The 13487-nt window shown below is 35.8% G+C and carries 14 protein-coding genes; 3 read left to right on the top strand and 11 right to left on the bottom strand.

The window, feature by feature from the left end:
• Nucleotides 1–52: 52 nt before the first annotated feature.
• The 4 genes from bioD to EW15_RS08510 are packed head-to-tail and all read right to left on the bottom strand — an operon-like array spanning nucleotide 53 to nucleotide 3303.
• Entirely contained in the window at nucleotides 53–703 is a 651-nt protein-coding gene (bioD, locus tag EW15_RS08525; RefSeq protein WP_038655463.1) for a dethiobiotin synthase, read from the bottom strand.
• Nucleotides 700–1455 (bottom strand): methyltransferase domain-containing protein, encoded by a 756-nt coding sequence (locus EW15_RS08520; protein WP_038654119.1) that lies wholly within the window; start codon nucleotides 1453–1455, stop codon nucleotides 700–702. The genes bioD and EW15_RS08520 overlap by 4 nt, the downstream gene beginning before the upstream one ends.
• Nucleotides 1436–2164, bottom strand: coding sequence for an alpha/beta hydrolase (locus tag EW15_RS08515; protein ID WP_038654117.1), 729 nt, complete (start codon nucleotides 2162–2164; stop codon nucleotides 1436–1438). Before EW15_RS08515 ends, EW15_RS08520 begins: the two co-directional genes overlap by 20 nt.
• A complete protein-coding gene (locus EW15_RS08510; RefSeq protein WP_038654115.1) occupies nucleotides 2161–3303 on the bottom strand; it encodes an aminotransferase class I/II-fold pyridoxal phosphate-dependent enzyme in 1143 nt (380 codons plus the stop codon). Before EW15_RS08510 ends, EW15_RS08515 begins: the two co-directional genes overlap by 4 nt.
• Nucleotides 3304–3432: 129 nt before the next feature.
• Between EW15_RS08510 and EW15_RS08505 the strand changes: the two genes are divergently transcribed.
• Nucleotides 3433–6210, top strand: coding sequence for an RNA helicase (locus EW15_RS08505; protein ID WP_038654113.1), 2778 nt, complete (start codon nucleotides 3433–3435; stop codon nucleotides 6208–6210).
• 16 nt (nucleotides 6211–6226) lie between these two features.
• Here EW15_RS08505 and EW15_RS08500 read toward each other — a convergent pair whose 3' ends face one another.
• The 3 genes from EW15_RS08500 to EW15_RS08490 form a co-directional block, all read right to left on the bottom strand.
• The gene (locus tag EW15_RS08500) at nucleotides 6227–7621 is read right to left on the bottom strand and encodes a class II fumarate hydratase (protein ID WP_038654111.1); all 1395 of its coding nucleotides are present in this window, start codon (nucleotides 7619–7621) and stop codon (nucleotides 6227–6229) included.
• A gap of 130 nt (nucleotides 7622–7751) precedes the next feature.
• A complete protein-coding gene (purB, locus tag EW15_RS08495) occupies nucleotides 7752–9047 on the bottom strand; it encodes an adenylosuccinate lyase (RefSeq protein ID WP_038654104.1) in 1296 nt (431 codons plus the stop codon).
• Between the two features lie 44 nt (nucleotides 9048–9091).
• Nucleotides 9092–9352 carry a hypothetical protein gene (locus tag EW15_RS08490; protein WP_038654103.1) on the bottom strand — a complete coding sequence of 87 codons (261 nt, stop codon included), beginning with the start codon at nucleotides 9350–9352 and terminating at the stop codon, nucleotides 9092–9094.
• Between the two features lie 95 nt (nucleotides 9353–9447).
• Here EW15_RS08490 and EW15_RS08485 point away from each other — a divergent pair, with 95 nt between their 5' ends.
• Nucleotides 9448–10248, top strand: coding sequence for a TlyA family RNA methyltransferase (locus tag EW15_RS08485; protein ID WP_038655461.1), 801 nt, complete (start codon nucleotides 9448–9450; stop codon nucleotides 10246–10248).
• Between the two features lie 10 nt (nucleotides 10249–10258).
• On the opposite strand, the gene EW15_RS08480 is transcribed toward EW15_RS08485, so the two are convergent.
• Nucleotides 10259–10597 (bottom strand): P-II family nitrogen regulator, encoded by a 339-nt coding sequence (locus tag EW15_RS08480; RefSeq protein ID WP_038654102.1) that lies wholly within the window; start codon nucleotides 10595–10597, stop codon nucleotides 10259–10261.
• Between the two features lie 40 nt (nucleotides 10598–10637).
• Nucleotides 10638–10865: a hypothetical protein gene (locus EW15_RS08475; protein WP_038654101.1), complete on the bottom strand. Its 228-nt coding sequence runs from the start codon at nucleotides 10863–10865 to the stop codon at nucleotides 10638–10640.
• A 194-nt stretch (nucleotides 10866–11059) separates the two neighbouring features.
• Here EW15_RS08475 and queF point away from each other — a divergent pair, with 194 nt between their 5' ends.
• A complete protein-coding gene (gene queF, locus EW15_RS08470) occupies nucleotides 11060–11461 on the top strand; it encodes a preQ(1) synthase (protein WP_038655458.1) in 402 nt (133 codons plus the stop codon).
• On the opposite strand, the gene EW15_RS08465 is transcribed toward queF, so the two are convergent.
• Nucleotides 11450–12730, bottom strand: a complete 1281-nt coding sequence (locus EW15_RS08465; protein ID WP_038654100.1) for a cytochrome c biogenesis protein ResB — start codon at nucleotides 12728–12730, stop codon at nucleotides 11450–11452. The genes queF and EW15_RS08465 overlap by 12 nt on opposite strands.
• A 5-nt stretch (nucleotides 12731–12735) precedes the next feature.
• Nucleotides 12736–13476, bottom strand: coding sequence for a cytochrome c biogenesis CcdA family protein (locus EW15_RS08460; RefSeq protein ID WP_081930469.1), 741 nt, complete (start codon nucleotides 13474–13476; stop codon nucleotides 12736–12738).
• Nucleotides 13477–13487: the final 11 nt, after the last annotated feature.

Below are 13487 nucleotides of genomic sequence, written 5' to 3'. Positions count from 1 at the left end.
TTTAACTTGATTGAAGTCATAATAATCTTTTGATTAAGAAAAAAATAAAAATTTAATTTCGAATGTATTTTTTAAGCTTGTGGTCTAATTGCTGTCTTTTCCATTCTCGTGAAAGTACTTTTGCGTTGACTTCGTCAAAGATAGGAAGACTTGCAAGAATTTTAGTATCTCCAAATTGCTCTAGAGTCTTAGGATTATCTTTATGTGGAGGGCCGTTTAATACTATTCCTAATACATCTAAATTTCTATTTTTCAAGGCTTCTAGACTTAACAAGGTGTGATTGAGAGTACCAAGACCGGTTCTGGCTACAAGAATTATTGGAGCCCCCCAAACCTTTAATTGGTCTATTTGTAGCCAATCTCGATTTAAAGGAACCATTAAACCACCTGCAGTCTCTATGATTATTAATTCATCTAAGTAAGGTAATTTTAAATTGCTTGGTTCAATAAAACCAGACTCTTGTTCGGCCGCCCAATGTGGAGAGACAGGAGCCTTGAATTTATATCTTTCAGAAAGAAAGCGGTTAGGTTCAAGACTTAAGAGATTGCAAACAGTTTTGGTATCTGTACCTTCCTCTGTTCCACTTTGAATGGGTTTCCAGTAGATACCTTTAAGACCTTGGACGAAAAAACTACTAACTATCGTTTTACCTACATCTGTATCTGTACCACAAATAATAATTCTTTTTGAGAAAGCACTCATCGCTTTATTAATAAAAATTGAATTGACCAACTAAGGCTTACTTGTTGATCTTGGTTGGAATTTGGCCAAAAAGATAATAGATGTCGCCAATCTGAAACACTTAGTTGTTCCTTCTGACTACTTTGGGCCCCGACCTTGATAATCGGTTTTAATAAAGAGGTCGCCTTCTTAGCTGTTTGTTTAATAACTTCAATTTTATCATATATAATACTTTGTCTCGGAACGACTCTAATCAGTGAGTCGTATGATGGTAAATCAAGAGCCGTACATGTTAAATTTGCCTTTTCTGCAGCTTCATACCATTCTGGAAAACTTCCTTGGATTGGGATTGCTAAAGCAATCCATCCATTTAAGCTTAGAGAGTTGAACCATTCCTTAAGTTTCTTTTGTGGATTATCAAGCCAATGTAAAACAAAACTTGAAGCTAATAAATTTGGTTTTTTAGGCCACTTAGGTAACCCATCATTTAAATCCCAAAGTTGTTTAACACTCTTTTCTGAATGTTGATCAATCATCTTTTTAGAATTATCCAATCTCAAAACAGATTGGTTTGGATGTATATCTTCTAATGATTTAGCAAGTAGTCCAGTGCCAGAACCAAGGTCAACCCATAGTCCATGTCTAATTGAATGATGAGAACATATTTTTGCAAGTTTTAAAGCAGTACTTTTTTGAATTGATGCTGATTCGTCATAACTTAATGCAGCGTCATTAAAGTTTTTCTTAACTTGGCTAGACCATGTTTTTTGCATGATCAAATTCTAGCCAGTGTTTTATTTTTTTGATATTTTTAATTTTTGTAATGGAATGCCCCTCGCCTTGAAGGTTGATTGTTTTCGGTAAGAGCTCTAAGTGTTGTTTTAAATCTTCAGCTAGCTTTACTTTCGTTTGATTAGCCAATATATAGTCTTCTTCACTATTAACAATAAGTACGTTGGCATGAGTATTTAATCCAGTTGGCAGAGAAGTAGAATTAATCAAACGTATTAAATCATTTTTTAGTCTCACCCTCCCTATCTCTGAGATGTTAATGAGATTGGATTCAATTGCCTTAGCATCTATGTGATTCGGTTTATAAGCTTTTACATGAAATTTTCTTAACATAGATGCTTCATTTGGTGTATTAATTGTATTCATCATCTTATTGAGTACCATTTGTACAGGGCGATTCTCTTTACCACTTGGGATAAAACGACTAAAACTATTGATTAATACAACGTGTGTAGCTGAGTGTAAGACTTGTTTATCTATCAAATGTGAACCAAGAGAGTGACATATCGCAACTCTTTTTAGGTTGACTGTATTTGAGTTGTGATTCCATTTTGGTGTGTGCGGACTTAAAGCTTTGTATCCGCGTTCACAAGTTTGCCATTCCCATTCGCAACACTTAAATATCTTTACCCAATTTGCCCATTGATTGCTATCACCAGCCCACCCATGCATAGCGATTATTTCTTTCATTTATTTTTAAGAACTTCAATAAGTCTTTCGAAGGCCTGAACTGGAGTATTTCGCCTGATCACTAATCTTAGTCTCGATTTACCTTCAGGGACAGTTGGTGGACGGATTGCAACAGTTAGAAGGCCTTTCACCTCTAGTCTTTTTTGATAATCCATGGCTAATCTGTCTGAACCAAGAATTATGGAGATTATTGGGCCTTTACCAGCAGGTCTTTGCCAACCAATTTGAGACAATCTGTCTCTTAAAACTATTGATTTTTCTATCAGTTGGCTCCCCCAGCAAGGGTTGCTTTCAATTATATTTAATGCAGCTAAAGCACTTGCACAAAGTGGAGGAGCTAATGCCGTGGTATAACGAAATGCTCCACAGTTTTGGATGAGATTTTCTCCTGTTATTTTATCTGTTGCTAGAAATGCTCCTCCACTTCCAAAGGCTTTACCGAAAGTCCCACTGATAATTGAAATTGGTTCTTTGAGTCCAAATGACTCACCTCTTCCTTCTGACCCCATGACGCCAAACGCGTGAGCTTCATCTATCAATAACTTTGAATCGTATTCAATACATAGCTTTGAAATTTCTTTTATGGGAGCTGTTGTACCCTCCATGCTGAAAATGCTTTCAGTAATTACTAAAGGTTTTTTTCGAGGATTGTTTTGTCTAGATTTTTTTAAAAGCTTTTCTAGTTCAGATAAATTGTTGTGTTTGAATCTAAAGAGCTTTGCTCCACTCGCTTTGACTCCAACGAGTAGAGAATGGTGTATCAGACGATCACAAATAATATGAGTGTGACGATCAGCAAGTGCTAAAACTGCAGCCAGATTCGCTTGGAAGCCACTCGGGTAGAGCAGTACAATCTCACGATTAAGCCATTCACCAAGCTTTGTTTCAAGTTTTTGATGAATATTTCTACTGCCGGTAATAAATCTTGATCCTCCAGAACCAATCCCATCAGTTTCTAAAATTTGTCTGGCTGCCTCTATTAATAATGGATGTCTTGCAAGATCAAGATAGTCATTACTTGCTAGGTCAATTAGAGTGATTTTATTTTTATTTTCATCTTCACCAATCAATTCTGATGATCTTTTTCCTGGAACCCAAGTCCTCAGTGTACGAATTCTAGAAGTAGGGATTTCAGGCATATTTTTATTTTCTCCTCTGGGATTAAAGATTTAGGTGTTGGCTTAACATTTTTTCTTGAGTTTCTTGATTTCATTACTTATCCACGTCAAAAATTATGTGGTCATAGAATATTCGTCTAAGGTTTAGTAATGAATTCATCAGAAAGAGATACGTCTGAAAACGAAATCCTCCAAAACAATTTAAATCCAGAGGAGATCTTTCCTTTTGCATTGGATGAATTTCAACTTAAAGCAATTGATTCACTCAATCAAGGACACTCTGTAGTTGTCAGTGCCCCTACAGGATCAGGAAAAACACTAATAGGTGAGTATGCAATTTATAGAGCGATTTCTCATGGAAGTAAGGTGTTTTATACAACGCCTTTAAAAGCTTTATCTAACCAAAAGCTAAGAGACTTTAGAAATCAATTTGGTTCAAACAATGTGGGTCTTTTAACAGGTGATTTAAGCCTGAATAGAGAGGCTTCGATTCTTGTTATGACTACTGAAATTTTTAGAAATATGCTTTATGCAGCAGCAGATAGAAATGATGACCCTTTACTTGATATAGAAACTGTTGTTCTTGATGAATGCCATTACATGAATGATGCGCATAGAGGGACAGTGTGGGAGGAATCAATTATTCATTGCCCTAAATCAATTCAGTTCGTTGCTCTATCGGCAACCGTTGCCAATGCAGGTCAATTAACTGATTGGATTGAGCAAGTTCATGGACCTACAGATTTGATATCTAGTGATTTAAGACCAGTTCCCCTGGAATTCAATTTTTGTAGTGCCAAAGGACTTCATCCATTACTCAATGATAAAGGAACTGGATTACATCCAAACTGTAAAATTTGGCGCCCAATAAAATCACATAAGAAGAGAGGACGTTTATCCAAGCCTACTCAACCTGAATCTCCTTCACTGGGCTTTGTGATATCGAAGCTGGCAGAAAGAAATATGTTACCCGCCATTTATTTCATATTTAGTCGTCGTGGCTGTGACAAGGCTGTGAAAACAATAGCTAACACTTGTTTAGTCAACCAAGAAGAAAGAAAATTAATTCAAGATCGATTTGAAAAATTTATAATTTTAAATTCAGAAGGTTTGAGAGATGATTTACACATAAAAGCTTTATTTAATGGGATCGGATCTCATCATGCAGGAGTTCTTCCTGCCTGGAAGGAGTTGATTGAGGAATTATTTCAAGAAGGATTGATAAAGGTTGTTTTTGCAACTGAAACCTTAGCTGCAGGAATCAATATGCCGGCTAGAAGTACAATTATATCTACTTTATCGAAGAGATCAGATAATGGACATCGTCAATTAATGGGGAGTGAATTCTTGCAAATGGCTGGTAGGGCCGGAAGAAGAGGCCTTGACTCTAGAGGCTATGTAGTCACTTTACAGACTCGATTCGAAGGGGTTCGAGAAGCTGGTCAATTGGCTACAAGCCCAGCCGATCCACTTATTAGTCAATTCACACCCAGCTATGGCATGGTGCTGAATCTATTACAGCGTTATGACTTAGATAAATCAAAAGAATTGATAGAGAGAAGCTTTAGTAGATACTTGGCGAGCTTGGATTTAGTTGAAGAAGAAGAAGAGTTATCTAGATTAAAAGAGGAGTTTAAAGAGTATAAAACTTTTTCAGAAGACATACCATGGTCCGATTTTGAGAGATATGAGAAAATAAAAAGTCATCTCAAGGAAGAAAGAAGATTATTAAAAATCCTGCAAAAACAATCAGCAGAAACCTTATCTAATGAATTGATCTTAGCCTTAGAATTTGCAAATAATGGAACCCTCATAAGTCTGAAGACATCACAATTGCGAGGAAAAGTTACACCTGCAGTCATTATTCAGAAAATTCAAAAAGGAGATAGACAAGCTCAATTGTTATGCTTAACAGATGAAAATATTTGGATACTCATTGCTTGTAAGGAAGTTGTTAGTCTTTATGCTGATTTGACTTGCTTAGACGTATCACATATCACGACTCCTAAAATTAGTAGAATTGGAGAGATACATCATGGTGATTTACTAAGCAATGAAATAGCTTCAATAATCTCGAATTTGGCTAAGAAAAATGACATGAGAACAGCTCAATATGATCTTGCTAGTGAAGTTTTATCTCAAGCTAAATTAGTTAAATCTCTGGAGGATGAATTATTGATACAGCCAGCTCATCGATGGGGGGATAAGAAAAAATTAAAGAAACATAGACGAAAAATGGACGAACTGGGTATTGAAATACATGAACGTGAGGAGATGCTCTACGACAGGTCAAATCGTCACTGGGAAACTTTCTTATCACTAATTAAAGTACTAAACCACTTCGGATGCTTGGACGATTTAAACCCTACAGAGATCGGCAGGAGTATTGGATCCTTAAGAGGTGAAAATGAGTTATGGTTGGGCTTGGCTTTGATGAGTGGACATCTTGATGAACTAACACCAACAGAATTAGCTGGAGTTGTTCAGTCAATTGCGACAGAAGTCAATCGCCCTGATCTATGGTCTGGATTTATTCCAAGTGCAATTGCGGACGAAGCATTTAATGATTTATCAAATATTCGAAGAGAATTGTTTAGAGTTCAAGAACGATTTGGTATAGAAATCCCTATCTTATGGAGTTCAGAGTTAATGGGCTTAGTAGAAGCATGGGCTAGAGGAAGTACTTGGACTGATCTAATTTCAAATACTTCGTTAGATGAGGGAGATGTTGTAAGAATTCTAAGAAGGACAAATGATTTACTTTCACAGATTCCCTATTGCGAGGCTGTGAGTAGACAACTTAGAAATAATGCTAAGGCAGCGATGAAACTAATGGATAGATTCCCAGTTTGTGAAGCTGAAGATATTAATCAAGCAAAAGAAATAAATCATGAACTTACTAATCCAGCGACTGAAAGACATAATTGAGATTAAATAACTTTTTTCAGTCACTTCCTATCATCGATTTTGGAGTAATGAGATTATCAAATTCTTCTTGATCAAGATAATTTAATTGGCTGGAAGCTTGTCTTAGACTTAGATTCTTTTCATGGGCTAATTGTGCTATCTTACTTGCTTTTTCGTATCCTATTGATGGAGATAAAGCGGTTACCAACATCAAAGAATTGTCTAGATATTGTTTGATTTTTGCTTTATTAGGTTGAATACCTTCAATCATATTCTCTCTGCAACTCCTACATGCATTTTGAATAAGGTTGATGCTTTTTATAATGTTGTAGCCAATCAGTGGCTTATAGACATTCATTTGTAGATGCCCTCCACTCCCTGCGATCGATACTGAGGTGTCCATGCCAATTATTTGCGTACATACCATTGCCATGGCTTCGCATTGAGTAGGATTTATTTTCCCAGGCATTATTGAACTGCCAGGTTCATTGGCTGGAAGCTGTAGTTCTGATAATCCAGCTCTTGGGCCACAAGATAAAAGTCGAAGGTCATTAACAATTTTGAGAAAAGTGACGGCTAGTAATTTTAGTTGAGACATTATATTTACAAGACCATCATGACTAGCCATGATGGCAAATTTATTATCTGCAGTTTCAAAAGGTAGATTTGTTTTTTTAGCTATGTCAAGAGCAATTAAATTATCGAAATTCTTAGGAGTATTAAGCCCTGTACCAATAGCGGTTCCTCCAAGTGGAAGTGGAAAAAGTTCCTCGATGTTGACTTCAATGCGTCTTAAAGCGGTTTCTAATTGAGCAGCCCAAGCAGAGACTTCTTGGCCAAGAGTTAGTGGTACTGCATCTTGAAGATGAGTACGTCCTATTTTTATAATATCTTTCCATTCTTTACTTTTTTTATGGAATACATCAATGAGGTTTTTTAATTCAGGTATTAATGTGTCTTTTAAGGTGACTACTGTGGCTATTTGGATTGCAGCTGGAAAAACATCGTTTGTTGATTGAGAGCAATTCACATGATCATTGGGATGTATTGGATCATGACTACCTAACGGATTATTTATACTTTTTGAGGCTATATTACATATCACCTCATTGACGTTCATATTGGTTTGAGTACCACTTCCTGTTTGCCAAACTTTTACAGGGAATTGATCATTATGTTTCCCTTCAATAATTTCTAGACTTGCTTCGGTAATAAATTGTGTGGTTTCTTTATTTATTAGACCTAGATGATTATTCACTTGAGCAGCAGAGGCTTTTATTTGAGCAATTGCATGAATAATCTCGAGTGGTATGACCTCATCACCAATAGCGAAATTTAATATTGATCGTTGAGTTTGAGCTCCCCATAGCGCATCCTTGGGGACATCAATCGAACCTAAGCTATCTTTCTCGAGTCGTTTCATATTGTGCATTGATCTTGGGTTGAGAATTTTTGAGTTTCCTATGGAATAGAACTATATTTAACTATGGATTTTAGTTAAATATAGTTCTATTCCTTTTTTAGAGTGCATTCACTGATATTAATTGATTCAGCTTTTAAAGTTAAATACCAAGCCTTTCCCAAATAACTCTCAAATTGGACTGATGTAATTCGGTTGAAAAACAGTCTGAAAGTTTTTCTGTTGAGAGACTATTCATTACTTCTGGATCATTCTCAAGGTTTTTTTTGAAATTTCCTTCGTTTTGATTCCACGCTGAATGAGCATTTTTTTGTACTAGTCGATAAGAATCTTCCCGACTCATTCCATTCTCAACTAAAGCCAAAAGAACTCTTTGACTAAAAACTACTCCTCCATAAATGTTCAAATTTTTCAGCATATTATCTGGATAAACCCCAAGCCCTTTAATAATTGCCGTCATTTCTGTGATCATAAAATGAAGAGTAATGGATGTGTCTGGCAGCATTAATCTTTCATTGGAACTGTGGCTTATGTCTCTTTCATGCCATAGAGCTACATTTTCCAGGGCTGCAACTACATAGCTTCTTAAAACTCTGGAAAGACCACTTACTCTCTCACTCCGTATTGGATTTCTTTTATGGGGCATTGCAGAGCTTCCTTTTTGGCCTTTAGCAAAGTTTTCCTCTACTTCAAGAACATCAGTTCTTTGAAGATTTCTAATTTCTGTAGAAAAACGATCTAAGGAAGATCCGATTAAAGCAAGAATCTGTACATAATTAGCATGTCTATCTCTTGAGATAACTTGAGTGCTAGCAGTATCACACTCAAGCTCCAAAAGTTCGCAGGTCATTCTTTCTATTTCTGGATCAGTATTCGCATAAGTACCCATGGCCCCGCTAATTTGCCCAACTGAAATGTCTTTCTCAAGATTGTTTAGCCTTTCTTTGTTTCTGAGAGTTTCAGCTAGCCATCCCGCTAACTTGAATCCAAAAGTAATAGGTTCTCCATGAATCGCATGAGAACGTCCAATCATTACGGTTTTCTTATGCTGCCTTGCTAAATCTCTAATAGCTTCTTCAAGTAATAAAAGCTCTTTTGTTAAAAGCTTGACTGATGACTTTAATTGAAGCGCAAGTCCAGTATCAAGAACATCACTACTGGTCATTCCCACGTGAATGTAACGGCCAGCATCCCCAACATATTCATTTACATTTGTTAGAAAGGCAATTACGTCATGGCGAACTTCCTCTTCTATTTCGAGGATGCGTTCTGGATTGAAACTTGCCTTTGTTCGAATCGTTTCCATTGCACTTTTAGGGATTTTCCCTGATTTGCAATTAGCCTCACATGCGGCAATTTCAACATCAAGCCATGTTTGGTATTTGGCTTGATCAGACCAAATATTTCCCATCTCTGGGTTTGTGTAACGCTCAATCAAAGTGCTACAAAGTTAAAGGGTACTATTAATTTAGATCCTCAAGGTCAAGCTGACTTGAGTCTATTGTGTTCAACTTCCCAATGGACATATCTTCCCCAAGCTTGTTGTCTTACCCTGCATCTTCCTCCTTTGCAATCAATCACTTGAAAGGGAGGCAAATCATTTGGATGATTTGAAAATATTGCAAAACTTCCTGGAGGTAGAAGTTCAAGCACTTCTCTAGTTTGTTTTTTTGAGGTTAGATGAAAATGACCATGGCAAGATAGCTCATTTTCATTTGTTGGATGCCTGAGCTTTTTAGACAAAACCTTTGGTCAGTTAAATAGATTCTCTATTGAAAAAGAGGATAAGCACTAGTTCTGCGGTTTTTGTTCCGTTTCCTGTTTGTTTTTGTAAACAAATGACTAAAAAATCGCGATTAGATCTTCACTTGCTGACTAAAGGGTTGGTAAAAACACGTCAAGAGGCTCAGAAGCTCATCAGAGCTGGCAAAGTTAAAACAATCAACGGTCAGGTTCTTGATAAACCAGGCCAAGAAGTTTTAAAAGATCTTGAGATAAAAGTTACGCAGTCCTTGAGATATGTATCTAGAGGGGGTGAAAAGTTGGCTGAAGCTTTTAATCAATTCCCACTAGATATTAAGAATAGGGTTTGTTTAGATGCTGGGATTTCAACTGGTGGTTTTACAGATTGTCTTTTGCAGCATGGAGCGGCAAAGGTTTATGGAGTTGATGTTGGTTATGGTCAGACGGCATGGAGTATAAGAAATGATCCAAGAGTGGTTCTTTTGGAACGTACTAATATTAGGCATTTAACTCCTGAAAAATTATTCAATGATGGAGACCCAATACCAAACTTCGCAGTTGCAGACTTATCTTTTATCTCTCTTAAAATTGTTTTCCCCAGTATTAAATCTCTTCTTAAATCTAACCGATCTGAGTTGCTTGTATTAGTGAAACCTCAATTTGAGGTTGGCAAAGATAAAGTGGGCAAGGGGGGGGTGGTTCGTGATCATTCACTGCATGCTGAGGCTATAGAAGGGGTAGCAAACGAATCTAAAAAATATGGGTGGTACCCAAAAGGATTGATTGCATCACCTTTAAAGGGTCCTGCTGGAAATCAAGAATATCTTCTTTGGATGGGTGATGAAGTTGAGGGAGGTATTGAAATCGAAAAATTGTTGAATGTTTTAAGCTTTTGAATTTTTTGGTTTAAAGAGCTGTTTCGTTTCTGTCGCCCGTTCTGATTCGCACAACAGAATCAACTGGACTAACAAAAATTTTTCCATCTCCGATCTCTCCTGTCTTAGCTGCATCAGCAATAGCTTTTAAAACAATTTCAGATTTTTCATCAGGAACTACTACCTCAATTTTGAGCTTTTGAAGAAACTCAACAGTGAACTCTGAACCTCTATATCTCTCGACTTGTCCTTTCTGTCTCCCAAACCCTCTTACCTCGCTTACTGTCATGCCAACTATACCTGCATTTACTAATGCAATTTTTACATCCTCCAATTTAAATGGGCGGATTATTGCCTCTATCTTTTTCATATCGCTTTTATGTAACTTCTAGGATCTTAGATAGTTTTTATTAGATTTTGTTCGTTTGAGTTAGAGAATTGATGAAATTTACATTTAGACCAGCAATTACTGCATCTCCACAAAGCATTTCTGCATCTTTGGTAGGAATTATAACCAGACCATTACTTATTGATTCCCAATGTTCAGATTCAAAATGGGTTTGTAGCCAAAGGAGTCCATGCACGCTTTTTGGTTCTATTTGAGTTCCATTTTGTTTTTCAAAAAGACTTATGTCCATGTAAAACCTTTATTTTTATCTATTAAGGGGGATAGCTGTAATTAGTTTTGTACCCAATGATACAAAACAGCTTTTTGCCATCATTCCGTAACTTTTTGATTAGAAAAATTTATTTAAAGTTTCAATTTTTAATAGAATTTATCTGTAGTGTGAGTTTTAAATGCAAATAAATTGTGATTAGACAAGAAAAAGACATCAATGAAAAAGTTATGTATGGGGAGAGAGAAATAGAGAATGGGCGCTTAAATTGTTTCCCAAATCCAAATAGTAATAGAGATTATGAAATTTCAATAGATTTCCCTGAATTTACATGTAAATGTCCTTTCTCGGGTTATCCTGATTTTGCAACTTTGAGAATTAAATATCAACCAAATACTATGGTTATAGAGTTAAAAGCAATTAAACTTTATTTAAATGGCTTTCGAGAAAAGAAAATATCTCATGAAGAAGTGACTAATAAAATAATCGACGACTTTGTTGAAGTTTCTGATCCTAAGTGGATGCAATTAGAGGCTGATTTTAATCCTAGAGGTAATGTTCATACAATCATTAGAGTCTGTCATGGGAAAAGAAATAATTTAGAGCTAACTCTCTAAGAAACTAATTAAACTTGGCAATTCTTTTGAAAGACCAGATAGATTTCTGTTGCTTAATCCACCTATATAAATCCTAGATTTTTCCTTTTCATGTAAGACCCAGATTTTCTTAGTTGAAATAATACTAAGTGAACCACCAATAATTATTATAGCAAAACTTGTATATACAAGAGGAACCCCAGGATCATGCTTTAATAGTAATCCACTACTTGGAATTATATTTATTATCTTTATTGAAATCTCTTTTATTTTTGCTTCCTTATTTATATTTAAGGTTGTAAGTAATGTACCATCATTATCAAAAATATTTACTGGTCCTAGTTCACTATCTACGGTTACTAAGATTGGGTCTTTACCATCTTTTTGTGTCGGTATAATGGTACCCCAAACTTGTTCACCTAGTTCAGGAATAGCTTCTATTGGAATTTGTAATTTCGGGCTATTATTTATTTGAATAGTAATGGCTGCCAAAGCCCAGTCGGCTTGATATAATGTTAGGCCTTGGTATCTTAAAGGATGATTAACACTAATTTCTTTTGATTGATTATTTCCATCTGGCTCATTAATATTGACTACAGACTTATACTGCTCAGCTCTTCCTTGAGGGTCTCTTTCGATTTTAAACTTTTGCAATTCAATAGTTAAGCCTTTCTCTTTATTATTGTTTAATAAATCTATTGATCTGCCAGGGGCTAGAAATTTTTCTATGGTTTTCCCATTTAATGATCCGTATGTTGCCCCTATCATTAATAGGATCATTCCTAGATGAATTAATATAGGTCCTAATCTACCAATTACTCCTTGACGAGCCGCTATCCTTCCATCTTTTTCTTTTATATTCCAACCTTTTTTTTTTAAATTAATTTTAATTTTTTCTAAGTGCTCCGAATAATTATTAGTCACTATTGTTTGAGCAATAGAAAGTTTTGCTATTTGGCGAGGTGATTTATAATCTACCCACTTTAATGCTGATTTAAGTATCGGTAATTGTCTTCTAAAACTACAAACTGCAAGAGCTAAACCAAGCCAAATAAGTAAGAATAAAAACCAAACACTTGTATAAACATGGTTGAATTCAAAAAGTAGTAATATATTTCCATTAATTATTCCAAGAAAAGGATTCTTATTGAAATTCTCGTAATAGAATTGATCTGATTCTTGTTGTGGTATTAAAGTCCCAGTTGCACATGCAATAGCTATTATTAGTAATAGTAATATCGCAATTTTTAAGCTAGAAAGCCAGTTTAAAACTTGGCTGATTTTTTTCATCTATTTTATATCCAAATAGAAATAAGGCTTACAAGACCTACGGTTAACAAAATTACTCCACTTATTGGCGGGACCCATTCCCCAATAGGTCGTAAAGATAATAATTTTGGAATACTTGCTGCAAAGGTACCTGCTACAAATAAAGGCACAATCTGTCCAATTGCAAAACTTCCAAGAAAAATTGTGCCACTAAGAGGATTTCCTTGTTTAGCAACCCAGGCTAGAAGAACTGCAAGAACAGGAGTAGTGCAAGGTGAGGAGGCTAATCCAAAAGCAAAACCTGCTGAAACTGGTGCGAATGCGGGAGGAACTTGATTTTTCCAAATTTCAGGGTCAGGACCAGATGGAAGTGAGAATTTAAGAATCCCAAGGAGATTAAGACCCATAATTATTGCTAGAAAACTAATGAATATTGAAAAGAAACCTGGTAATTGACCATAAATTTTTCCTAAAAAACCGCTTAGACTTCCTAATACCACAAGTGATATAACTATACCGCCGCAGAAACTAATCGTTTTTTGTAATGGGTTTTGGTTATTTTTAAATCCAGCTAAATATGCAACTGTGATTGGCAAAAGTGACAATGAACAGGGACCCAAGCTAGTCAAAAGTCCTCCCGTGAAAACTATCAGAATTGTTAGGGGGGTTGGATTATTGAGTCCATTGTTAATTAAATGCTCGCCATGACGAGTCAAATCAGAGAAGATTAAACTTGTAGAAAAAATGTTCAAAAAGAGATTTGTCACTCTAAGTCTTA

This window comes from Prochlorococcus sp. MIT 0801, from assembly GCF_000757865.1.
GTDB lineage: Bacteria > Cyanobacteriota > Cyanobacteriia > PCC-6307 > Cyanobiaceae > Prochlorococcus_B.
Note: the sequence above shows the minus strand (reverse complement) of the source record. Positions and strands in the feature narration are given on the sequence as shown.